Below are 21,950 nucleotides of genomic sequence, written 5' to 3' on the forward strand. Positions count from 1 at the left end.
GAGCATGTGGAGGATCCGCGGGCGTTTCTGGGTGCGGCGCGGGAGGCGTTGGTTCCGGGTGGGTGGTTGGCGCTGGAGGTGCCGAACATCGCCTCGGCCGGCGCCCGGCGGCTGGGCACGGCGTGGCAGGGGCTGCAGCCGGAGCACCACCGTTGGCACTTCACTCCGGAGTCGCTGATCCGGCTGGCGATGCAGTGCGGCTTCCACATCGTGCGGCACGACACCACGTTCTTCCGTTACTACATGCCGGCCCGGTACCGGCTGCGCCATGTGCACCGGCTGCTGCCCGCCGACTGGACGGGCACCGGCTGCCTCCGGCTGACCCACCCGAGCCTCGGCGACCTCTTGCGGGTCGTGGCGCGGCTGCCTCGAACCGATCGGCGGATGCGATGACGATTGACCAGGAGACGATCCGCCAGGGCGAGATCGTGCGCTGTGTGGTGTGCGGGGCGGACAAGGAGCCCGAGCCCGCGCTGGACGGCCTGCTGTCCGGCTGTGTGTCGTGCGGGTTCCTGTGGACGGCCGACCGCCTGCCGCCGCCCGAGCAACTGTATGACGAGGCGTACTACCAGACCGACGGGTACCGCGCCTACTTCGACGAGGCCCGGCAGCGGCGCTTCGAGTCGGCGCGACGGCTGCGCTGGCTGATGTCCCGGGTGCGGCCGGCCTCGCTGGTCGAGGCGGGTTCGGCGGGTGGGTTCTTTGTGGAGGCTGCGCGTCGGGCGGGTGTCGACGCGTCGGGGGTTGAGGTGTCGGAGGTGGCGTCGCGGTTCGCGCGTGAGCGGTTGGGTGTGCCGGTGGTGCGGGGGTGTTTCGAGTCGTTCGTGGCTGCGCGGCCGGTGGATGTGGTGTGTGCGTTTCATGTGTTGGAGCATGTGGAGGATCCGCGGGCGTTTCTGGGTGCGGCGCGGGAGGCGTTGGTTCCGGGTGGGTGGTTGGCGCTGGAGGTGCCGAACATCGCCTCGGCCGGCGCCCGGCGGCTGGGCACGGCGTGGCCGGCCATCGCGCCCGCGTACCACCGTTGGCACTTCTCGCCGGTGACGCTGCGCCAGATCCTGGAGGACTGCGGCTTCCGGATGTGCGGCCACGACACCGTGTTCTCCCGGTTCTACTGGCGCGCGCTGCCCCGATGGGCACACGCGCGCGAACTGTTCATCGCGGACACCGCGGCCAGCCGGTCGCCCAGCGTGCGCCACCCCTGGCTCGGCGACCTGCTGCGGGTGTTCGCCCGGCGGGACGACGACGCGAAGGGCGGGGCGCGATGAGCCGGGCGGACGTGTCGGTGCTGCTGATCAGCTGGAACACCCGCGAGGAGACTCGGCGCTGCCTGGACTCGCTCGCCGAAGGCGTGACCGACGGGCTGCGCTGCGAGGTCATCGCCGTGGACAACGGATCGCGGGACGGCTCGGCGGACATGCTCGCCGGGTACCCGGGGGTGCGGCTGGTGCGCAACGAGCGCAACGTGGGCTTCGCCGAGGCGGTCAACCAGGCGTACCGGCGGGCGACCGGCCGACTCATCCTGCTGCTCAACAGCGACGTCAGGTTCCACAAGGGCGCGCTGACCACGATGGTGGCCTTCCTGCGCGACCGGCCCGGCGCGGCCGGCGTCAGCCCGCTGTACCTGAACCCCGACGGCACGTTCCAGCAGCACTACGTCGCGCTGCCCAGCTTCGCCGCGTCGCTGGCGCTGCTGACCGTGCTGCGGCACGTACCCGGGTTCCGCCGGGCACTGCACACGTTCCAGATGCGTGGCCAGGACTTCTCCCGGCCCCGGTTGCTGGCCTCGGGCAGCTGCATGCTGCTGCGCCGCAACGCGCTCGCCGCGGATCACGTCTTCGACGAGCGGTTCCCGGTGTACTGGAACGACGCGATCCTGGCCCGGCAGCTCGCCGCCGCCGGGCGCAAGTTGTGGATGATCCCGGACGCGGTGGTCACCCACGAGCGGGGCGCCTCCTGCCGCCTGCTCGGCCCGACCATCCGGTCCCGGCAGCTGCTCGGCGGCCTGGTCCGCTACCTGGAGGCGACCGAGCCCCGGTACCGGCTGACCGTGTTCCGGCTGGTGCTGCTCGCCGACTACGTGGTCAAGCGGGTGGCCGGCCGCCCGGTGCAGCTCGGCCTCGGCGACCTGCGCGCGGCCCTGCGCGGCGACGTCGGGCCGTTGCCCGACGGGGACGTGCGGGACTGGCTCGTGCTGTTCGCCGACGCCAGCCCCCGCGACGTGCGCCGGCACCCGGCGGTGGCGGCCGCGACCGCCGAGAACCACCGGGTGCTGTTCGTCGACCCGGCCGGTCCGCGCACCCGCTGGCGGACCGAGATCCGGCCCGCGGGCCCGTCGGTGTGGCACGCCGCGCCGCCGGTCGCGCTGCCGCTCGGCCACCTGCTCCCGCCGGTGAACCGGCTCAACCAGCGGATCGCCGCCGCCGCGCTGCGCCGCTTCCTCGACCGTCACGCCGGGGCCCGGACCCTGCGCGTCGACGACCGCCGGGCCATCGCGGTCATCGACCGCCTCGGCGAGGACGTCGTACTGGCCGCCGGCGCACCCGACTCCGCACCGGGACGATCCGATGACTAACGACCTCGACCGCGCCGCCACCGCGGCATCCGCGCCAACGGCACCCGCGTCAGCGATGCCGGCCGCGCCGACGATGCCTGTCACGCCGGCGATGCTGCCCGCACCGACGATGCCTGTCACGCCGGCGATGCCGCCCGCGCCCGCAATGCAGCCCGCGCCGGCGATGCCGCCCGCGCATACCGCCCAGCCGGCGCCCCGGTTCGCGCCCGGCCGGGCAGCGGTACTCGGGCGGGCAGCGCTGCCCGGGGCTCCCGTACTCGGGCGGGCACCCGTACTCGGGCGGGCACCCGTACTCGGGCGGGCACCGGTGCCCGCGACCCGGCCGGTGCCCGCGACCCGCCCCGCGCCCGTGGAACCGGCCGGCGGCTGGGTGGTCATCTTCAGCGGGACCCCGTGGCGGGTCGGCGCGCACCGCCAGCACGCGCTGGCCCGGCAGCTGGCCGGCGACCGCCGGGTGCTGTTCGTGGACCCACCGGGGCTCGGCGCGAATTGGCGCACCACTGTGCGGCAGGCCGCCGACCGCATCTGGTACGTCACCCCGCCCGCGGTGCTGCCCGCCGGCCGGTGGCTGCCGCCGGTCAACCGGCTCAACCGGTGGGTCGCCGCGGCCGTGCTGCGCCGGTGGCTCGACCGGCGGCCCGGAACCCGGCTGCTGTGGATCGACGAGGACCTCGCCGCACCGGCGATCGGGCATCTCGACGAGGCCGCGGTCGTGTACGACGCCACCGACCTGGACTGGACGTTCTCGCGCCGGTGCAACCGGTGGCACCTGCGGGCCGGGCTGCGCGCCGCGGTAAGGGCCGCCGACCTGGTACTCGCCTCGTCCTCCGCGCTACCCGAGCGGCTGCCCACCGCGAGCCGGCCGGCGGTGGTGCTGGCCAACGGCTGCGATCCGACCCGGTTCACGCTCCAGGGCCCGACGACGCCGTGGCTGCGTCACCTTCCCCGTCCCGTGCTGGGCTACCTCGGCGCCGTGGACACCCGGGCGTTCGACGCCGACCTGGTCGCGGCGGTGGCCCGGCTGCGTCCGGAGTGGACGTTTCTGCTCGTCGGCCCGTCGACCCGGGCCGGCCGGGCACCGCTTGCCGGCCTGCCCAACGTGCGGCTGTACGACCCCGTACCGTTCGACGACGCGCCCGCGATCCTGCGCGGCTGCGACGTCGGGGTGATCCCGTACCGGGTGGGCGGGCTCGTGGACTACGTCCACCCGAAGAAGTGCTACGAGTACCTCGCGATGGGCAAGCCCGTCGTCGCCACCCCGATCCCGGCGCTGGCGGCCCTGGACGCCCCGATCCTGCTCGCCGCCACGGCACCGGAATTCGTCGCCGCCGTCGAGCGGGCGCTGGTTTCGGCCGGCCGCCCGGAGGAGGTGGCGCGCCGGCGCGCGGTGGCCGAGCGCAACAGCTGGTCGGTGCGTGGCGAGCAGCTGCGCGGCCTGCTGGATGGGCTGGGGGCGGCACGGTGAGGGCGCGCGGACTGGTCATGGTGGCGGTCGCCGCCGTACTGCTCGAACTGGCCATGGCCGCCCTGCGGCTGTCGATCCCAGGGACCATCGGGGCGCTGGGCGCGGGCATCGTCCTGTGCTGGGTGGGCTTCACGCTGTGGCCGGCGGCCATCCTGCCGGCCGGCATCATCGGCGGGACCGTGGCCGGCTACAGCCTCGGCGGTCTCTCGGTGCGCTGGAACGTGGCGATGCACCTGGTGATCGTCGGTGCCGGTGGCGCCGCCGTGCTCGCCCGCCGGCTGCTGTACCCGCAGGAACAGCGTCCCCAGCGCACCAGCGCGGACGCCGCCATGGTGACGCTGGGCCTGCTCACCGCGCTCGGCGCGGTCTACGGGCTGTCCGTCGGGAACAGCCCGTGGCACGTGGCCGTGGCCACCTACCAGATCGGCATCATCCCGTTCTACTTCTTCCTCGCCACCTACACCCTGACCACGCCCGCCCGGCTGCGCGCGGCGGCGATCCTGTACGCCTCGGCGGCCGGGGTCATCACCGTGCTCAGCTTCACCAGCCCCGGGCGGCACGGCGGGTTGGTGTCCCTGATCGCGGTGCCCCCGCTGATCGTGGTGGCCGGCCAGACCCGCGGCTGGCGTCGCGCCGCCGCCCTGGGGGTTGCGGCCCTGTTCCTGTCCGACGTGGTGCTGGCCTCGTTCCGGGGCATGTGGCTGGCGGGCGGGCTGACTCTGCTGGTGATGCTGCTGAGGTGGGGCCCGGTGATCCGGCGCGGGCTGGTGAGCGTGGCGGTGACCTCCATGGTGCTGCTGCTGGGTGCGCTGGCGGTGTCGTCCGCGCTGCGCGGCCGGTCGGCGGCCATCGCTCCGGAACTGCACGCCTCCTCCGGGTACCGGTTGCCGGAGTCGTCCGTCGGGCTCGGGGTGTTCGCCGGCCGGCCGTTCTTCGGTGCCGGGCTGGGACAGTCCACACCGGACACCTACCTCGACGGGTTCAGCATCGTGCACGTCGGGCCGGTCTATCACGCGTACTACGTGACCATCCTGGCCAACGCCGGGCTGGTGGGGCTGGTCGCCGTGGTGTGGCCGGTGCTGCGCACGATACCGGCCGGGCTGGCCCGGCGGGACGGCATGGCGCTCGCCTTCGCGGCGTTGACCTGCGGGTTCCTCGCGGCGGCGCTGTTCTCCGCGCCGACCGACGGGCACTGGGAGCTCGGCCTGCTGCCCGCCCTGACGCTGCTGACGGCTGGATCACGCGTCCCGCAGGGGCAGCCGGTGCGACCCGAGCGGGCGGGGCCTCACCGCGAGCCGCGGCACGCCTGGACGCCGCCGGGGTCGCCCGGGGCGGGATCGCTTCCCGCACCCGGAGCGGGGGTGATCATGTGAACCGGCCGGACGCCGCCGCGATAGTGGTCACCCACAACTCCGAGGCGCACCTGTTCACCTCGCTGACCGCGCTGTGCCAGGCGGAGTTGGACGTGCGGGTCGTCGACAACGCGTCGACCGACGGGACGCTGGGGCTGCTGGACCGCGAGTTCCCCGACGTCAAGGTGATCGCCAATCCGGTCAACACCGGCTTCGCGGTCGCGGTCAACCAGGCACTGTCCACCGTGGACTCCGACGTGGTCCTGCTGGTCAATCCCGACTGCGTACTGCCGCCGGCCACGGCCCGCGAACTGGTCGGGGCCGTGGCCGCCGACCCCGGGGTGGGCATCGCCGGGCCCCGGCTGATCGGGCCGGACGGACGGGTGGCGATCAGCGCGCACCCGTTCGAGTCGCTGGCCAGCGTGCTGGCGTCCCGCTTCGGCGGCAGCCTGATGCCGGTGGCGCTGCGGCGGATGCTCTGCGGCGTGAACCGCCGCCGCGCCTACGACGCCTGCCGACGCGACGGCGGCCCGGTCCGGGTCGACTGGCTGTCGGGCGCCTGCCTCGCCGTGCGCACCGAACTGCTGAGGGCGATCGGCGGCCTCGACGAGCGTTACTTCCTGTACTACGAGGACGAGGAGCTGTGCCTGCGGGCCGGACAGCGCGGTGCCGACGTGGTCTACCTGCCCGCGGTGTCCGCCTTCCACGTGGGCGGCGCCAGCAGCCCCGATCCCACCCGCACCTGGCCGCACCTGTACCGCAGCATGCTGTTGTACTTCGCCCGCCACCGCGGCCGGGAATTCCGGGCCGTCCGGGCCGCCGTCATCGTCCGGGCGCTGATCGGCATGGCGATCGGTGGAGCCCGCCTGCCGCTGGCGCCCCGCAGCGCCACGGCACGGGTACGGGCCTGGAGCCAGATCACCCGGCTGGCCGTCGCCGCCACGCCCGAGCCGCAGGAGGTGCCGCCATGCACGTAGTCATCACCGCCGCGGGCAAGCGCACCGAGCACTGGACCTCGCTGTTCGCCGCGCTGTGCCGGCGCCCCGACATCACGCTGACCGTGCTCGCCGCCGACATCTCGGAGCTGACCGACCGCGACCTGAGCCGGCACGCGGGGCGCTGCGAACGGCTGCGCTACCACCGGGTACGCCACCTGCTGGGCGAGGAGCGCACCGGGCACATGGCCTCGGTGCTGCTGGGCCCGGGCTCCGGGCGGCTGCTCGCGTCCCGGCGCCCCGACGTGGTGCACGTCATCGGTGAGGCCGCGTATCTGAGCACCTGGCAGGTCATCCGGCTGCTGCGCCGGCACTGGCCGGGTACGCCCGTCACGCTGTACGCCGCGCAGAACATCGTGATGCGGTTCCCCGTCCCGTTCTCGTTGCTCGAACAGCGCGCGTACGGCGCCGTCGACCACACCTTCCCGGTGACCCCGTCCGCGCTGAAAGTGTTGCGGGCCAAGGGTTACCGGGGTGCCGCCACGATCGTTCCGCTTGGCGTGGACACCGACGTCTTCAGCCCGTGCCGCCCGGCGCCCCGCCCCGCGCGGTCGCGGCGTTTCACCGCCGGATTCGTCGGGCGGCTGGAGCCGCACAAGGGGATCCGGGACCTGCTGGACGCGACCGAGCTGCTCGACTGCGACCTGCTGGTGATCGGTGACGGCAGCCTGGCCGGCGACGTCGGCCGCGCCGCGGCCCGGCGTGGCCGGGGCCGTGTCACGCTGCGGTCCTGGGTGGACCACGCCGAGCTGCCCGGCCTGCTGGCCCGGATGGACGCGCTGGCCCTGCCCTCCGTCGAGGTGGTGCAGCGCAACGTCGTGCCGTGGATAGGCATCCCGTTGCGTGAGCAGTTCGGCCGCGTGCTGGTCGAGGCGATGGCCTGCGGGGTGCCGGTGGTGGGCAGCGATGTCGGCGAGATCCCGTACGTGATGGGGGACGCCGGGCTGTCCTTCCCCGCCGGCGACCCGGCCGCGCTGGCCGACCGGCTGGCCCGGTTGCGCGACGATCGCGACCTGGCCCAACGGCTGTCGTCCCGCGGCGTCGCCCGAGCGGCCGGGTACAGCTGGGATCGCATAGCGGACCGGCTGTGCCACGTCTGGCGGGGCCTGGCGTTTCCGGCGCACCTGCCCGAGAAAGGCCCGGGACCCGAAACGAGACCGGGACCCGAAGTGCAACCGAGACCCGAAGCCGACCTGGCGCACCGCGTCGACCCGGCACACCAAGAACCGAAAACACAGCAACAGCCGGCACCGCGTCCGCGGGGTCGGCGGACCGAACGGTTATGACCTCATGAGCAGATCTTTCAATGTCAAGGCGACCCTGCGCGCGGCCCGGCGCCGCGCCGTGGTGCCGGCACTCGGCCTGATCATCGGGCTGGCCGCCGCGCAACTGGTAACCAACTACATGCCGGCGACGTACGAGGCGAGCGCCTCGATGGTCATCACCGCCAGCGGTTTCGATCCGACCACCAAGGCCAAGATTCCCGACCTGGCCCTCGCCCAGAACCTCGCGCCCACGGTCGCGCAGCTCGCCCAGTCGCGCGAGGTGGCCCTGGACACCGCCCGCGCCCTGAGGCTGGCACCCGGCGCCGTCGTGGGGCACCTCACCGGCACGTACCAGCAGGGCATGCAGATCATCACGGTGAAGGCCACCGCCGTCGACGGCGGGACCGCCGCGGCCATCGCGAACGCCGCGACCGAGGCCGCCGGGGAGCGCTTCAGCGTGCTGCAGATCGGCGATGGGGGCAACGTCACCACGAAGTTCATCGACCGGGCGAGCCCGCCGCAGCGGCCGACGTCGCCGAACCCCCAGCTCAATGACGCGCTGGGCGCGTTCGCCGGGCTGCTGGCCGGGCTCGGCCTGGCCAGGCTCAGCGGCCGGGTCGACGACCGGATGCGCAGACCGGCGCGGATCGGGGCGGAACTGGGGCTGCCGTTGCTGGGCGTGCTGCCGCGCCTGCCCCGCCGGTACGCCCGGCACAACGCCAGCGTGCTGTACACCCGCAGCAGCGTGGCCGACGCGGTCAGCGCGACGGTGGCGGCGATCAGCGTGCTCACCTCGCCCCTGCCACGCCGGCGGCTGCTGGTGACCAGCGTGCACGACGACGACGGCAAGGGGCTGGTGTCCGCGCTGCTGGCGCTGTCCCTGGCACAGGACCACGACCGGGTCACCCTGATCGAGGGCCAGCCGCGCCGGCCCGGCATCGGCGGGCACTTCCCCGAGGCGGCCCCGTGCACGCTGCAGGGCGTGCTGGCCGGCGAGACCGCGCCGCGGCTGCTGCCCGGCTCGAGCGCGCTGTCCGTCATCGTCGCCGGCCCGAAGCAGAAGCGCCCGGAGGAGGAGCCGGTCACCGGCCGGCAGGTAGGCGTGCTCATGGACGCGGTCGCCCAGGACGAGGCAGTCACCATCGTGCATGCCCCGCCGGTGCTGGCCGGGGCCGAACTGGCCACGCTGGCCCGGCACGCCGACGGGGTGCTGCTGGTCGTGCAGACCGGCGTGACCCGCCGCGCCGACGCGCTGCGCGCCGCCATGCTCGTGCGGCGGCTGAACGTGCCGGTCGCCGGGGTGGTGGTTGTCGACCTGGCCAGTGACGGGATCGGCGAGCAGTACTCCGAGGACGGCCTGGCCACGCCGGTACCGGCGCAACTGGTGCCCGTACCGCCGCAGTCCGTGCCCCCGCAGTTCCTGCCCGTGCCGGCGCAGCACACCGCCGCGCCCGCTCCTGTGGCGGCGCCCTCGGGCGGGCGCCGGCGCGCGTCGGCCGGGCACCGGGCGACGAACGCCGAGCCGGCAGCGCCGACCGATCCTTCGGTGGCCGCCCAACCGACTCCGGTCGCGCCGCCGGCCCCGACCGCCCGTCCGCGGCGACGCGCCCCCGCGGCGCCCGCGCCGGCTCCGGTCGCCGCACCGCCAGCGATGGCACTGCCGCCCGTGGCGCCGATGGCACCGTCAGCCGGCGGCCCGATGGCCGTGCCGCCACCCGCCGCGTGGCCGACGGCCGTGCCGCCGATTTCGGTGCCGCCGGTCGGCGCGGGTACCGGCGACTGGGATGACCCGGCGCGGGCCGCCAAGCACCGGCGCAGGGACCGGGTGGACGCCCTGTCCGCCCCGTTCGAGGCGTTGCTGAGCGAGACCGTGGAGTTCACCTCCCCGGCCGGGCCCGCGCCCGCGGCAGCGTCCGGCGATGACCAGTCGTACGCCGGCGGCTGGACGGCCGCCGATCAGCCGTGGCAGTACACCGCGAACCGATCGGTGCCGGACGCGCGCCGCTCGGAGCCGTATCAGCCGAAGGAGTTCGCATGAGCGAGGCACTGTCCCAGGTACGCGTGACCGGGATCGAGCGCGACGATCCGCGCGAGCTGTACTGCGACCTGTTGAAGAAGACGCTCACCCGGTACCTGTTCGGGGAGACGTGGATGCCGTACCACCCGCGCAGCGGGACCGTGCACGCGGCGATCTACCGGCGCGGCAAGCGCCTGCTGCACCAGCGTGGCTTCGAGCTCGTGTTGCGGTACCCGTTCGAGCCCGAGGCGCGCGCCCAGGGCCGGGACTGGCCGCCCCAGGCGGAGACGATGGTTGGGCTGCGCCGGCTGGACAACCTGCAGCAGTGCGTCGTGGACGTGCTCGAGCGCGGCGTGCCCGGCGACGTCATCGAGACGGGCGTGTGGCGCGGCGGTTCGGTCATCTTCATGCGCGCCGTGCTGAGGGCCTACGGGGCGGCCGACCGGACCGTGTGGGTCGCCGACTCCTTCCGGGGCCTGCCCGAGCCGGACCCGTCGAGGACCGCCGACGTCGAGGACGCGCTGTGGAGGGAGCGGTTCCTCGCGGTGTCGCTGGACGAGGTCAAGCGCAACTTCCGGCGGTACGGGATGCTCGACGACGGGGTGCGGTTCCTGCAGGGCTGGTTCGCCGACACGCTGCCGGCGGCGCCCGTCGAGAAGCTCGCGGTGATCCGGCTGGACGGGGACCTCTACGACTCCACCATGGTCGCGCTGCGCTCGCTGTACCCGAAGCTGTCCGTCGGCGGGTACGTCATCGTGGACGACTACCACGCGGTGCGCGGATGCAAGGAGGCCGTGGACGACTTCCGGGCCGAGCACGGCATCACCGACGAACTGCACCAGGTGGACTGGACCTGCCGCTACTGGCAGCGCACCGGCTGACCGGGCCATCATGACAGCAGAACTGGCGCCCGCGGTCCCGGCCCGCGCCGGGCGGCGCATGACGGTCCTGGTGACCGGCGGGGCCGGCTTCGTCGGCAGCCACGTGTGCGTGGCGCTGCTGGAGCGTGGCCACGAGGTCGTGGTCGTCGACAACTACACCAACAGCTCGCCGCTGGCGCTGACCCGGGTGGAGAAGCTCGCCGGGCGCCCGCTCGTCGCGGCGCACGGGGTCGACCTGCGCGACCGGCCCGCGCTGTCCGCGGTGTTCCGGCGGTACCCGATCGACGCCGTCATGCACCTGGCCGCGCGCAAGGCCGTCGCGGAGTCCTGGGAGATGCCGACGGAGTACCTCGACAACAACATCGGCGGGATCACCGGCCTGCTGCGGGCGATGAGCGAGCGCGGCGTGCCGCGCCTGGTCTTCTCCTCGTCCTGCTCGATCTACGGCGACGTCGACGCGGTACCCGTGGCGGAGGACTGCGCGGCCCGCCCGGCCAACCCGTACGCCGTCTCGAAGTGGATGTGTGAGCAGATCCTCGTGGAGGCGTGCCGCAGCAGTGCCGGGCTGACGGTCAGCGCGTTGCGGTACTTCAACCCCATCGGCGCGCACGAGAGCGGGCTGCTGGGTGAGGCGCCGCGCGGCGTGGCCGGCAACGTCATGCCCAACCTGATGCGGGTGGCGGTCGGTCGGGCCGACCGGGTCAGCGTGTACGGCGCGGACTACCCGACGGTGGACGGCACCCCGGTGCGGGACTACATCCACGTCATGGACGTGGCCGAAGCGCACTGCGTGGCGCTGGAGCACCTCGACCGGACGGGCGGGGGAGTGCGGGTGGTCAATCTGGGCACGGGGGTGGGCACCTCGGTACTGGAGCTGATCGACGCCTTCGGCGTCGCGTGCGGCCGACCCATCCCGTACACCATCGGGTCGCGGCGCAACGGCGACGTGACGGCGCTGGTGGCCGACCCGCGCCGGGCGGCCCGGGAGTGGAACTGGCGCACCACCCGCGACCTGGCGGCCATGTGCCGCGACGCGTGGCGGTTTCAGCGGCTGCACCCCACCGGCTACGGCGCCGGCACCGTCCCGGCCGCCTCGGCAGTTCCCGCGGCCCCGGCAGTCCCCGCCGCGTCGTCCGTCCCCGCCGGTCCGGCCGAACCGCGCTGATCGGCGCTACGGGTTGGTCGACAGCATCCCCGTCACGGTGTCATCACGGACGGCGGCGAACAGCGCCTTGGACTTCGCCTCGTCCAACTCGACCGCCGAGCCCTGCGGGGTCTGCAGGTCCAGGTTCGAATAGGGCACGGTCGCGTACCGCACGTTCGCCGGCTTGATCTTGCGAAGCGCGAGGGCGAGCTTCGTCAGGTCGAGGTCCTTGTCGACCACCAGCGCGCCGGCCGCCGTGGAGACCAGCTTGCTCAGCTGCAACGGGTTGGTCAGCAGCTTGCCGGTGGTGACCTTTCTGGCGATCGCCTGGATGATCAGCTGCTGGTCGTGGATCCGGGACAGGTCCGCGTCCGGCAGGTCGTGGCGCTGGCGGGCGAGGTCGTCCGCCTCGTCGCCGTTGAGGTGGTGGCAGCCCTCGGGCCACACCCGTTTGGTGTCGGTGGACGTGACCGTGTACGGCAGGCACACGTCCACGCCGCCGACGGCGTCGACCATCTCCCGGGTCGCGGAGAAGGTGGCGATGAGCGCGCCATTGAGCTGCACCCCGGTGAGCCTCGTGACCGTCTGCGCGGCGAGCGGCGCGCCGCCCAGCGCGAGCGCGGCGTTGAGCTTGTTCATCCCGCCCGACCAGTCGCTGCCCGACGCCGGCACGTAGACGTAGCTGTCGCGGGGGATGGAGATCACCGCCGCCTCGTCGCGGTCCCGGTTGACGTGGATGAGCATGACCGCGTCGGATCGCTGGCCGGGGTACTCGTCCTGGTCCGGCTCGCCGGCCCGTGAGTCCGAGCCGAGCAGGAGCAGGTTGAGCGGCCCGGAGTCGGGCTGACCGTCGGTGCCGGGGCGCCGCGCGGGGCCCAGCAGATCCTCGCGGGACACGCGTCCCTCGTAGTGGTGCATCAGCAGGTACCCCGTGGTCGCCAGCCCGCCGCAGAACAACAGGAGCAGGGATAGGAGGACGACGAGCGCCCGTTTCCAGTGTCCGACCGGTTCCGGAAGGTTCGCGCGGGTCTCGCGGGTCACGCGATGCCGGCCCTGGTGATGCCGGCCCTGGTGATGCCGGCCCCGGTCCTGCCATGCGGGGGAGGTGTCATCCACGGCCGTGTCTCTCATCCCGCCCCTTCGGAATCACTTCGCCATCTCGGCAATGGTACGAAGAAATACCGCCAAAACGGGCCATAATCGACATATGGCCAGACTGGCCGTCGATACGTGGGGCCTTCTCGGGTACGGGGTCGGAAGGGTCGCGGCATCGCCCGCCACGCGTGGAAACCGCCGCGAGAACTGTCGAATGTGGACCCGGTGGGCCGCGCCCCGCGCCGGTCCCGGCCGGCCCCCGCCCCGGTCCCGGCCCCGACTTCGGAGCCGGCCCTGGCCGAGCCCGCCCTGGCGGAGCCCGCCTCGGCCCTGGCGGAGCCCGCCTCGGGCCTGGAGCGTGCGGGGGTCGGCGCGGGCGCCCAGCGGACCGGAACGGCGCCGGTTTACCCGGGTCGACACGCGGGCAGTCAGAGGCATGGACAGGGCTCCTGACTCGCTGGGATCGAACGATTCTCACGAGGCGCCAGATGCCGGTGGGGCCAATGGTTCCGCCGGCGCCGGCGATTCCCGAGGGAACGCCGGGTCACCGACCGGCGGCCCCCGAGAAACCGGCGGCCCCCGAGAAACCGGCGGCCCCCGAGAAACCGGCGGCCCCCGAGAAACCGGCGGCCCCCGAGAAACCGGCGGGTCGCGGGAGGCCGGCGGGTCGCGGGGGGCGGGGATCCGGCGCCTCGAGGTCATCACCACCATGACGCCGCTGTCGCACAGCGGGTCGCCCCGCGAGCAACGGACCGAGTCGCTGTCAACGGCGGAGCTGGTCCGGCGGGCGTCCGGGCAGCTGTCCAGCCTGGTGCGTGACGAGATGGCGCTGGCGCGCGCCGAGCTGACCGTGAAGGCCAAGCACGCCGGCATCGGCGCCGGGCTGTTCGGCACCGCCGGCGTGATCGGGCTCTACGGCCTGTTCGGGGTGCTGGCCGGGGTCGTCCTGCTGATCGCGCGGGTGATTCCGGACTGGGGTGCGGCGCTGGCGTTCGGTGGGCTGCTGGTGCTGTTGGCCGGGATGCTCGGGCTCGCGGGCCGGCGCCAGCTGCGGCGGGTACCCCCACCGGTACCGGAGGCCGCCACCTCGTCGCTGCGCGCCGACGCCGAAGCGTTACGGTCGGCCGCCGCTCATCAGGGGGAGCCGCGGTGAGCGACCTCGTACGCACCGGGAAGCTCGTCGGCGGGGCGGCGGACAACGAGGCGCTGCGCAGGAGGATCGAGCAGACCCGGCAGGAACTCGCCGAGACGGTCGGCGCGCTGGCCGCGAAGGCGGACATCAAGGCCCGGCTCACGACCCGGATGCACCGCGCCGGCGTGCGGATCGACCGCCGGTCGCGCCGCCTGGCGCTGGTCCTGGCCGGCGGGGCGGTGCTGCTGATCGGGATCAGCGTCGCCGTCAGCCGCGGCCGGGCGCCCGCGGCGCCGGCCCGCCGACGGCGCCGGTGAGCGTCCCGGGGGCGGGCCTCAGCGGATCCTCATGACGAGGCAGATGCGGGTGCCGGTCGGGCCGGTGCGCACCTGCATCTCGTCGCACAGCTGATCGGCCAGCCACAGGCCCCGGCCGCCGGTGGCCTCCGGCTCCGGCCGGGTGGCCGTCACACCGGGCGGGATGCCCGGCCCGCTGTCCTCGATCTCGACCTCGATTCGGCCGTCCGTCGCGCGGATGACGATGCCGGCCGAGCCGCCGCCGTGCCGGATGGCGTTGGTGGCGATCTCATTGACCGCCAGGGTCAGCCGGGTCGCCCGGTCGCCGTCCAGTCCGGCGTGGCGCGTGGCGCTGGTTACCGCCTGACGTACCCGATCGAGATCGGTTGCGGTCAGGAGGCGCATCGCCACGGGCGGCTGTCGTCTGCTCGCATTTTCCGTTGCCACGCTGACCCCGACCCCCCTTCCGCTCTACCCTCAACCCCCCGCCCGTGATGGCGCAACTCGAGACGCGGGTTCGCGGTGGGGGTTGCGGCCGCCGGATGCGCCGCGGGGGTATCTAAAATGACCCCGACCGCGACTCGCGCCAGTGGCCCACCCGGGGCCCGGGCCGCCGTGACCACAGGAGGGGCGATGGATCTGTCCGTTTCCGCAAGCCGGTCTGGCGATACGACACGCCTGTCGCTGACCGGCGAGGTCGACCTGAGCACGGTCGACGCGCTGCAGGAGGAGATTGCCGCCTCGGTCGAGGCGGAGGACGTGGCGTCCTTGATCATCGATCTCTCCGGGGTGACCTTTTTGGACTCCAGCGGGATCAGCGCACTGCTCAAGGGCCGAAGGCTGGCCGATGACCGCCAGAAGACCTTCCGGGTGGAGGCTGCTCGTGACATGGTACGCGAGGTGCTGAACATCACCGGCGTGTGGGAGCACCTGGCCGGCCGACCCTGACCGTGCGCCCGACCGCCGGCTCGGCGCGGCAGCGCCCTGCGCGTTCCGGCCGGTTAACATTCGGGTCGTGACGGTGGGCCTGGAGACCTCGGACCGCGACGAGAGACTTCGTCGCCTGGAGTCCGTCACCGACGCCGGCCTGTCCCACCTGGACGTCGAGCATCTGCTCGTCGAGTTGCTGGAGCGGGTCCGCGAGATCCTGGAGGTGGACACCGCCGCCGTCCTGCTGCTGGACGACTCCGGCCAGTACCTGGTCGCTACGGCGGCCCGGGGCATCGAGGCGGAGGTCCGCCAGGGCGTACGCCTGCCGGTGGGCCAGGGTTTCGCCGGGCAGATCGCCTCACTGGGCCGGCCCGTGCGCATCGAGCGCGTCGACCAGACCAAGGTCGTCAATCCGCTGCTGCTGGAGAAGGGGATCACCTCGCTCCTCGGCGTCCCGATGATCACCTCCGGGCGGGTGGTCGGCGTCCTGCACGTCGGCACGCTGACTCCCCGGGCGTTCACCGACGACGACGTCGACCTGCTGCAGCGGGTCGCGGACCGGGCCAGCCTGGCCACCCAGGCCCGGGTCGCCAGCATCGACCGTGCCGCCACGGTCGCCCTGCAACGCAGCCTGGTTCCGGCCGCGCTGCCGGTCCTCGCCGGTCTGGAGGTCGCGGCCCGGTACGTTCCGGGCGCCCAGGTCGGAGTGGGCGGTGACTGGTACGACCTGTTCGCCCTGCCCTCCGGCCACGTCGGCGTCGTGATCGGCGACGTCGCCGGGCACGGGCTGCGCGCCGCCGTCGTGATGGGGCGCATCCGCAGCGCGCTGCGCGCGTACGCCCTGGAGTCCGACGACCCGGCCGACGTGCTGACCCGCCTCGACCGCAAGATCCAGCTCTTCGAGCCCGACGCCGTGGCTACCGTGGCCTACGCCGTGATCGACCCGTCGTTGCGGCGGCTGACCCTGTCGGTCGCCGGGCACCCGCCACCCGTGCTCGCCGAGCCCGACCGGCCCGCGCGGTCGATCGAGGTGCGGGCCGACCCGCCGCTGGGCGCCTACCCCGACGCGTGCCGGCACAACGTCACGGTGCCGCTGAGTCCGGGCGAGGTCATCTTCCTCTACACCGACGGGCTCGTGGAACGCCGCACCCGCCCGTTCCACGAGGGCGTCGCCGCCCTGCTGCCCGCGGTGACGCCGGAGCCCGTCGATCAGGTGTGCGGCCGCGTGATGAACGCTCTCATCGGCGACGAGTCCCCGGCGGACGACGTCGCTGTGCTCGCCATCCGCCTCGACGGATAGGCCGCCCGGGGCTCTCGGCACGGATCAGGGGCCGACCTGACCCGGCACCAGCGAGGTCACCCTCCCGTCCCGGACGACGACCTCACGGTCGGCGCACGCGGCGACCCGGGGCTCGTGGGTGACCAGGACGACCGTGGTGCCCTCCTGCCGGGCGGTGCCGACCAGCAGGTCCATGACCTGCTCGCCGGTCAGCGAGTCGAGCGAGCCGGTCGGCTCGTCGGCGAACAGCACCTCGGGCCGGGCGACCAGGGCGCGGGCCAGCGCGACCCGCTGGGCCTGCCCGCCGGACAGTTCCCCGGACCTGCGCCGCTCCAACCCCGACAGGTCCAGCCGCTCGAACCAGGTACGGGCCCGGGCCACCGCCTCGGCCCGGCGGACCCCGCCCAGCAGCAGCGGGAGGGCGACGTTCTCCTCCACGGTCAGCTCGGGGACCAACTGGCCGAACTGGAACACGAACCCGAAGCGTTCCCGGCGCAGGGTGCTGCGCTGCGTCTCGCCCATCGTGTCGACGCGGGCGCCGTCGAACCAGACCTCGCCGGAGCCGGGCACCAGGATCCCGGCCAGGCAGTGCAGCAGAGTCGACTTGCCCGACCCGCTCGGGCCCATGATGGCGAGGATCTCTCCGGCCGCCACCGACACGTTCGCCCCGCGCAGCGCCGGGGTCTGGCCGAAGGACAGCACGACGTCGCGCGCCTCGACGATGGGGCGCGGGCCGGACCGGCCGGTGCCGTTGCTCGCGCCGCCGTCGCGGCCCGTGCGGGGATTGCCGGTGCCCGTCATCGGCGCACCACCCGCGCCAGGGCGTCGAGCCGCGCCGCGGTCATGTCGATCCACCGCAGGTCGGCCTCCAGGTGGAACAGCCCGTGGTCGGCCAGCATCGAGTCGACCAGGTCGTCGCCGCGCCTGACCTCGGTCAGCTCACGCATCCGCCGCAGGTGGGCGCCGCGCTGGGCGTCGAGGTACTTCCCCGCGGGCCGGCCCAGCATCAGCGCCAGGGTCACCTTGGCGAACAGCACGGTCTGCAGGTGCGGCTCCGGCTCCACCGGCTCGGCCAGCCAGGTCTGCACCTCGGTCGCGCCGAGTTCGGTGATGACGTAGCGCTTGCGGTCGGGGCCCTCGCCGGGCTGGACCTCGCCCACCACGACCTTGCCGTCCCGGCTCAGGCGACCCAGGGTGGCGTAGACCTGGCCGAAGGGCAGCGGCTTGCCCCGGCCGAAGAAGGTGTCGTAGTCGCGCTTGAGGTCGTATCCGTGGCTCGGTTCGCGTTCGAGCAGCCCAAGCAGGGTCAGTGGAACACTCATGGCGAAAGCATACGCTGAGGGTATACCTCGCGTACATAGCTCGGGGAACGGGTGAGCCCGGCGCGTGCCGGCGGTACGGGACCGGGCCGTGGCCACCGCGCGACGGCGGCCACGGCCCGGGCGAGCAGCCCTAGCCGCGGCCGGGCAGGCCCTGGGCGAGGCGGTAGTAGGCCTGGTTCCACCGGATCCGGTCGGCGAAGTCGGCCGTGGTGGTGTTCGCGTCGATCAGCAGCATCTCGGTGTGCACCATGTCGGCGAAGTCCCGCAGGGTCTCGGCCCCCACCGACTGGGTGAGCACCGTGTGGTGCGGGCCGCCGGCGGTCAGCCAGGACTCGGTCGAGGTGGACAGCGACGGCGCCGGCTTCCACACCGCGCGGGCGACCGGCAGGTTGGGCAGGTCCTCGTCCGGCGGTACCACCTCGATCTGGTTGGCCACCATCCGGAACCGGTCGCCGAGGTCGGCCAGGCCGATGACGACGGCGGGGCCGGACGCTGCGTTGAACACCAGCCGTACCGGGTCCTCCCGGCCGCCGATGCCCAGCGGGTGGATCTCGCAGCTCGGCCGGCTCTCGGCGATGCTCGGGCACACCTCCAGCATGTGCGCGCCGAGGATCTTCGGCTCGCCCGGGCCGAAGTGGTACGTGTAGTCCTCCATGAACGAGGTCCCGCCCGGCAGCCCGGCGCCCATCGCCTTGATCGTGGCCAGCAGCGCCGAGGTCTTCCAGTCGCCCTCGCCGCCGAAGCCGTACCCGTCGGCCATCAGCCGCTGCACGGCGATGCCCGGCAGCTGGCGCAGGCCGCCCAGGTCCTCGAAGTTGGTGGTGAAGGCGCCGAACCCGCCGGCGTCCAGGAACTGGCGCAGCCCGGCCTCGATCCGGGCGGCGTAGCGCAGCGACTCGTGCCGGGCGCCCTCGCGGGCCAACTCCGGGGCGAGCACGTAGGAGTCGGCGTACTCCGCCGCGACCGCGTCCACCGCGGCGTCTTCCACGGAGTCCACCACGGCCACCAGGTCGTTGACGCCGTACGTGTTGACCGACAGGCCGAACCGCAGCTCCGCCTCGACCTTGTCGCCCTCGGTCACCGCTACGTCGCGCATGTTGTCGCCGAAGCGTGCCATCCGCAGGCCGTCGAGGTGTGCCCGGCCGATAGCGGCCCGCGCCCACCCGTCGATGCGCGCCGCCACGGTCGGGTCCGACACGTGCCCGGCCACGGTCTTGCGCACCGCACCGACCCGGGTCTGCACGTAGCCGAACTCGCGGTCGCCGTGCGCGGCCTGGTTGAGGTTCATGAAGTCCATGTCGATGGTCGACCACGGCAGCGCCGAGTTGACCTGGGTGTGCAGGTGCAGCAGCGGCTTGCGTAGCGCGTCCAGGCCGGTGATCCACATCTTCGCCGGCGAGAACGTGTGCATCCACGCGATCACGCCCACGCAGGTGGGGTCGTTGTTGGCCTCCTGCATGACGCCGCGCACGCCCGCCGAGTCGGTGAGTACCGGCTTCCAGACCAGTTCCACGCTCAGCGCCGAGGACTCCTGCAGCGCGCGCTGGATCTGCTGTGACTGCTCGGCGACCTGGCGCAGCGTGTCGGGACCGTAGAGGTGCTGGCTGCCGGTCAGAAACCAGAGTTGGGGCTTGTCGCCGGGTGCCATCGCGGTTCTCCTGTTAGGCGGGTTGGGATTGGCCGTACACGTTCTGGTAACGCGCGTACAACGCATCGATGTGATGCTCTTCGATCGGCAACGGGGTGCCGAGCTGTCGGGCGATGTGCACGGTGCGGGCGACGTCCTCGCACATCACGGCCGCCTTGACCGCGTCCCGGGCGGAGCGGCCGATGGTGAACACGCCATGGCTGCGCATGAGCACCGCGGGGGAGCGGTGCCCGCTCAGCGTCTCGACGATGCCCCGCCCGATCGAGTCGTCGCCGATGAGCGCGAACGGCCCGACCGGGATCTCGCCGCCGAACTCGTCCGCCATCGCGGTCAGCACGCACGGGATCGCCTCGCCGCGGGCCGACCAGGCGGTCGCGTACGTCGAGTGGGTGTGCACCACCCCGCCGATGTGCGGCATGTGGCGGTAGACGTAGGCGTGCGCGGCCGTGTCGGACGAGGGCTTGTAGGCGCCGTCGACCAGGTTGCCGTCCAGGTCGGCGACCACCATGTTGTCGGCCGACAGCTCGTCGTAGCCGACCCCGCTGGGCTTGATGACCAGCAGGTCGGCGTCGGGCACCCGGGCGGACACGTTGCCCGCGGTCCACACGACGAGGGCGTTGCGGGGAAGTTCCCGGTGCAGGTCCGCGACGTGCTGGCGGAGCCGGGTGATCTGTGAGGTGACATCCTGAGCGATGGTCATCGCTGGGCTCCCGTCCGGGCGATGTGGCGTAGGCGGTGCATGACGTCGTTCGCGCCGCGACCGAAGTAGTCATGCAGGGTGGTGTACTCGGCGAACAGCGCGTCGTAGACCTCGGCGGCCGCCTCGTCCGGTACGTAGACGGCAGGCTTCCTGCGGCCCATCAGGGTGGCGGCGGACGGCACGTCGGGGTAGACCCCGGCGGCGACCGCGGCGTGGATCGCCGAGCCGAGCGCCGGTCCCTGGTCGGATTCGATGACCGACAGCGGCATCCGGGTGACGTCGCTGTAGATCTGCATGATCATGCTGTTCTTCAACAGCCCGCCGGCGACGACCAGCTCGGTGATCGGGACGCCGGCGTTGCGGAAGGTCTCGATGATGGTACGGGTGCCGAACGCGGTCGCCTCGATCAGCGCCCGGTAGACATCCTCGGGCCGGGTGGCCAGCGTCTCGCCCACCATGACCGCGGACAGCTCGTGGTCGACCAGCACCGACCGGTTGCCCGAGTGCCAGTCCAGGGCGATGAGTCCGTGCTGGCCGGGGTGCTGGACCGAGGCCAGCTCGGTCAGGTACTCGTGCGCGGACACGCCCCGGGCGGCGGCGGCCTCGGTGTAGTCGGCCGGCACGAACCGCTCGACGAAGTGCCCGAAGATGTCACCGACCCCGCTCTGCCCGGCCTCGTACCCCCAGCGCCCCGCCACGATGCCGCCGTCCACGACGCCGCACATCCCGGGTACCTGCAGCGGTTCGTCCCCGTTGACCACATGGCACGTCGAGGTGCCGGTGATGGCCACCATCTGGCCCGCACGCAGGGCGTCACAGGCCGCGGCGGTCACGTGCGCGTCGACGTTGCCGACCGCCACCACGATGCCGGCCGGCAGGCCGGTCCACGCCGCGGCGGCCTCCGACAGCCGCCCGGCGGCCGTGCCGAGCGTTCCGATCGGCTGCTCGAGCCGGGTCGTCACGAAGTCGGCGAACCCCGGGTGCAGCGTCCCGAGGAACTCCGGGCTCGGGTACGCGCCGTCCTGCAGGATGCCCTTGTACCCGGCGGAGCAGGCGTTGCGCACGTACTCGCCGGTCAGCTGCCAGACGATCCAGTCGGCGGCCTCGACCCAGCGCTCGACGCGCGTGTAGGTGTCCGGGTCCTCCTCAAGGATCTGCAGCGCCTTGGCGAACTCCCACTCCGAGGAGATCAGCCCGCCGTACCGCGCGATCCACGGCTCGCCGCGCTCGTGCGCCAGCCGGTTGATCCGGTCGGCCTGGCCCTGCGCGGCGTGGTGCTTCCACAACTTCACGTACGCGTGCGGGCGCCCGGCCAGCCCGTCGAGTTCGCACAGCGGGGTGCCGTCACGCAGCGTGGGAACCATGGTGCACGCTGTGAAGTCGGTGCCGACGCCCACCACGTCGGCCGGGTCTACGCCCGCCGCCTCGAGGGCCCGGGGCACCGCGTGCCGCAGCACGTCGACGTAGTCCGAGGGCACCTGTAGGGCCCAGTCCGGGGGTAGCGGCGTGCCGTCGGGCAGCGCCGTGGTGAGCACGGCGTGCCGGTACTCGTGCACCGCCTGGCCCAACTCGGCACCGTCGGTCGTACGTACCACCACCGCGCGTCCGGACAGTGTGCCGAAGTCGATACCGACGACGACAGGGACAGCATCAGCCACCGCATCTCCTTGCGAAATCTCGCGGGACGGTCGGCCCGCCCGCGCCCGGCCGAACGCGATCCCGTGGCGCGCTCCAATGTCCCGTCAGATTGTGATCGCTAACATCAGGGGTGTCAATGGTGGGATTCGAGCCCGTTCGCGGTCGCGGCACACCGGTGCGATTCCGGCGCGGGATTACCGGGCCCCGGAGCTGCCCGAC

At 73.2% G+C, this 21,950-nt stretch carries 21 protein-coding genes; 14 read left to right on the forward strand and 7 right to left on the reverse strand.

Annotated features, from left to right (window positions below; genetic code table 11):
* The 10 genes from ABEA87_RS29575 to galE all read left to right on the forward strand — a co-directional run.
* The coding region (locus ABEA87_RS29575) for a methyltransferase domain-containing protein (protein ID WP_345635160.1) at positions 1 to 393 on the forward strand (393 nt) is incomplete at its 5' end.
* Positions 390 to 1,265, forward strand: coding sequence for a class I SAM-dependent methyltransferase (locus ABEA87_RS29580; protein ID WP_345635162.1), 876 nt, complete (start codon positions 390 to 392; stop codon positions 1,263 to 1,265). The genes ABEA87_RS29575 and ABEA87_RS29580, both read left to right, overlap by 4 nt.
* Positions 1,262 to 2,572: a glycosyltransferase family 2 protein gene (locus ABEA87_RS29585; protein ID WP_345635164.1), complete on the forward strand. Its 1,311-nt coding sequence runs from the start codon at positions 1,262 to 1,264 to the stop codon at positions 2,570 to 2,572. The genes ABEA87_RS29580 and ABEA87_RS29585 overlap by 4 nt, the downstream gene beginning before the upstream one ends.
* A gap of 109 nt (positions 2,573 to 2,681) precedes the next feature.
* On the forward strand, positions 2,682 to 4,037 hold the full coding sequence (locus ABEA87_RS29590) for a glycosyltransferase (RefSeq protein WP_345635166.1): 1,356 nt from the start codon (positions 2,682 to 2,684) through the stop codon (positions 4,035 to 4,037).
* Positions 4,034 to 5,410 (forward strand): O-antigen ligase family protein, encoded by a 1,377-nt coding sequence (locus ABEA87_RS29595; protein ID WP_345635167.1) that lies wholly within the window; start codon positions 4,034 to 4,036, stop codon positions 5,408 to 5,410. Before ABEA87_RS29590 ends, ABEA87_RS29595 begins: the two co-directional genes overlap by 4 nt.
* On the forward strand, positions 5,407 to 6,366 hold the full coding sequence (locus ABEA87_RS29600) for a glycosyltransferase family 2 protein (RefSeq protein ID WP_345635169.1): 960 nt from the start codon (positions 5,407 to 5,409) through the stop codon (positions 6,364 to 6,366). The genes ABEA87_RS29595 and ABEA87_RS29600 overlap by 4 nt, the downstream gene beginning before the upstream one ends.
* A complete protein-coding gene (locus ABEA87_RS29605; RefSeq protein WP_345635170.1) occupies positions 6,357 to 7,670 on the forward strand; it encodes a glycosyltransferase family 4 protein in 1,314 nt (437 codons plus the stop codon). The genes ABEA87_RS29600 and ABEA87_RS29605 overlap by 10 nt, the downstream gene beginning before the upstream one ends.
* Positions 7,671 to 7,674: 4 nt before the next feature.
* Entirely contained in the window at positions 7,675 to 9,687 is a 2,013-nt protein-coding gene (locus ABEA87_RS29610) for a hypothetical protein (RefSeq protein ID WP_345635172.1), read from the forward strand.
* A complete protein-coding gene (locus ABEA87_RS29615; protein WP_345635174.1) occupies positions 9,684 to 10,547 on the forward strand; it encodes a TylF/MycF family methyltransferase in 864 nt (287 codons plus the stop codon). The genes ABEA87_RS29610 and ABEA87_RS29615 overlap by 4 nt, the downstream gene beginning before the upstream one ends.
* Positions 10,548 to 10,557: 10 nt before the next feature.
* Positions 10,558 to 11,712, forward strand: a complete 1,155-nt coding sequence (gene galE / locus ABEA87_RS29620) for a UDP-glucose 4-epimerase GalE (RefSeq protein WP_345635175.1) — start codon at positions 10,558 to 10,560, stop codon at positions 11,710 to 11,712.
* 6 nt (positions 11,713 to 11,718) lie between these two features.
* Here the strand turns inward: galE and ABEA87_RS29625 are convergent, their stop codons facing one another.
* A complete protein-coding gene (locus ABEA87_RS29625) occupies positions 11,719 to 12,807 on the reverse strand; it encodes an LCP family protein (protein WP_345635177.1) in 1,089 nt (362 codons plus the stop codon).
* Positions 12,808 to 13,495: 688 nt separating this feature from the next.
* On the opposite strand from ABEA87_RS29625, the gene ABEA87_RS29630 reads away from it, so the two are divergent.
* Positions 13,496 to 13,939, forward strand: coding sequence for a phage holin family protein (locus ABEA87_RS29630; RefSeq protein WP_345635179.1), 444 nt, complete (start codon positions 13,496 to 13,498; stop codon positions 13,937 to 13,939).
* Positions 13,936 to 14,235 carry a DUF3618 domain-containing protein gene (locus ABEA87_RS29635; RefSeq protein ID WP_345635181.1) on the forward strand — a complete coding sequence of 100 codons (300 nt, stop codon included), beginning with the start codon at positions 13,936 to 13,938 and terminating at the stop codon, positions 14,233 to 14,235. The genes ABEA87_RS29630 and ABEA87_RS29635 overlap by 4 nt, the downstream gene beginning before the upstream one ends.
* An 18-nt stretch (positions 14,236 to 14,253) precedes the next feature.
* Here ABEA87_RS29635 and ABEA87_RS29640 read toward each other — a convergent pair whose 3' ends face one another.
* Positions 14,254 to 14,619 (reverse strand): ATP-binding protein, encoded by a 366-nt coding sequence (locus tag ABEA87_RS29640; protein ID WP_345635358.1) that lies wholly within the window; start codon positions 14,617 to 14,619, stop codon positions 14,254 to 14,256.
* Positions 14,620 to 14,847: 228 nt separating this feature from the next.
* Between ABEA87_RS29640 and ABEA87_RS29645 the strand changes: the two genes are divergently transcribed.
* A complete protein-coding gene (locus ABEA87_RS29645; protein WP_345635182.1) occupies positions 14,848 to 15,162 on the forward strand; it encodes an STAS domain-containing protein in 315 nt (104 codons plus the stop codon).
* 67 nt (positions 15,163 to 15,229) lie between these two features.
* Positions 15,230 to 16,444 carry a PP2C family protein-serine/threonine phosphatase gene (locus tag ABEA87_RS29650; protein ID WP_345635184.1) on the forward strand — a complete coding sequence of 405 codons (1,215 nt, stop codon included), beginning with the start codon at positions 15,230 to 15,232 and terminating at the stop codon, positions 16,442 to 16,444.
* A 24-nt stretch (positions 16,445 to 16,468) separates the two neighbouring features.
* On the opposite strand, the gene ABEA87_RS29655 is transcribed toward ABEA87_RS29650, so the two are convergent.
* From ABEA87_RS29655 to araB, 5 genes are all read right to left on the reverse strand, one after another.
* The gene (locus tag ABEA87_RS29655) at positions 16,469 to 17,224 is read right to left on the reverse strand and encodes an ABC transporter ATP-binding protein (protein WP_345635186.1); all 756 of its coding nucleotides are present in this window, start codon (positions 17,222 to 17,224) and stop codon (positions 16,469 to 16,471) included.
* Positions 17,221 to 17,745, reverse strand: a complete 525-nt coding sequence (locus ABEA87_RS29660) for a PadR family transcriptional regulator (protein WP_345635188.1) — start codon at positions 17,743 to 17,745, stop codon at positions 17,221 to 17,223. The genes ABEA87_RS29655 and ABEA87_RS29660 overlap by 4 nt, the downstream gene beginning before the upstream one ends.
* Positions 17,746 to 17,875: 130 nt before the next feature.
* Positions 17,876 to 19,393: an L-arabinose isomerase gene (gene araA / locus ABEA87_RS29665; protein WP_345635190.1), complete on the reverse strand. Its 1,518-nt coding sequence runs from the start codon at positions 19,391 to 19,393 to the stop codon at positions 17,876 to 17,878.
* Between the two features lie 13 nt (positions 19,394 to 19,406).
* Positions 19,407 to 20,093, reverse strand: coding sequence for an L-ribulose-5-phosphate 4-epimerase (locus ABEA87_RS29670; protein WP_345635192.1), 687 nt, complete (start codon positions 20,091 to 20,093; stop codon positions 19,407 to 19,409).
* Entirely contained in the window at positions 20,090 to 21,751 is a 1,662-nt protein-coding gene (gene araB, locus ABEA87_RS29675; protein ID WP_345635194.1) for a ribulokinase, read from the reverse strand. The genes ABEA87_RS29670 and araB overlap by 4 nt, the downstream gene beginning before the upstream one ends.
* Between the last annotated feature and the right edge of the window lie 199 nt (positions 21,752 to 21,950).

This window comes from Rugosimonospora acidiphila (assembly GCF_039543385.1).
Classification (GTDB): Bacteria; Actinomycetota; Actinomycetes; order Mycobacteriales; family Micromonosporaceae; genus Rugosimonospora; species Rugosimonospora acidiphila.

Excerpts from the sequence above, each read along its gene's own strand:
- ABEA87_RS29630 (WP_345635179.1), top strand. The coding sequence starts at position 13,496 with ATGACGCCGCTGTCGCACAGCGGGTCGCCCCGCGAGCAACGGACCGAG.
- araA (WP_345635190.1), bottom strand. The coding sequence starts at position 19,393 with ATGGCACCCGGCGACAAGCCCCAACTCTGGTTTCTGACCGGCAGCCAG.
- ABEA87_RS29605 (WP_345635170.1), top strand. The coding sequence starts at position 6,357 with ATGCACGTAGTCATCACCGCCGCGGGCAAGCGCACCGAGCACTGGACC.
- ABEA87_RS29645 (WP_345635182.1), top strand. The coding sequence starts at position 14,848 with ATGGATCTGTCCGTTTCCGCAAGCCGGTCTGGCGATACGACACGCCTG.
- ABEA87_RS29585 (WP_345635164.1), top strand. The coding sequence starts at position 1,262 with ATGAGCCGGGCGGACGTGTCGGTGCTGCTGATCAGCTGGAACACCCGC.
- ABEA87_RS29615 (WP_345635174.1), top strand. The coding sequence starts at position 9,684 with ATGAGCGAGGCACTGTCCCAGGTACGCGTGACCGGGATCGAGCGCGAC.
- ABEA87_RS29640 (WP_345635358.1), bottom strand. The coding sequence starts at position 14,619 with ATGCGCCTCCTGACCGCAACCGATCTCGATCGGGTACGTCAGGCGGTA.
- ABEA87_RS29590 (WP_345635166.1), top strand. The coding sequence starts at position 2,682 with ATGCCTGTCACGCCGGCGATGCCGCCCGCGCCCGCAATGCAGCCCGCG.
- ABEA87_RS29610 (WP_345635172.1), top strand. The coding sequence starts at position 7,675 with ATGAGCAGATCTTTCAATGTCAAGGCGACCCTGCGCGCGGCCCGGCGC.
- ABEA87_RS29580 (WP_345635162.1), top strand. The coding sequence starts at position 390 with ATGACGATTGACCAGGAGACGATCCGCCAGGGCGAGATCGTGCGCTGT.
- ABEA87_RS29655 (WP_345635186.1), bottom strand. The coding sequence starts at position 17,224 with ATGACGGGCACCGGCAATCCCCGCACGGGCCGCGACGGCGGCGCGAGC.
- galE (WP_345635175.1), top strand. The coding sequence starts at position 10,558 with ATGACAGCAGAACTGGCGCCCGCGGTCCCGGCCCGCGCCGGGCGGCGC.
- ABEA87_RS29660 (WP_345635188.1), bottom strand. The coding sequence starts at position 17,745 with ATGAGTGTTCCACTGACCCTGCTTGGGCTGCTCGAACGCGAACCGAGC.
- ABEA87_RS29670 (WP_345635192.1), bottom strand. The coding sequence starts at position 20,093 with ATGACCATCGCTCAGGATGTCACCTCACAGATCACCCGGCTCCGCCAG.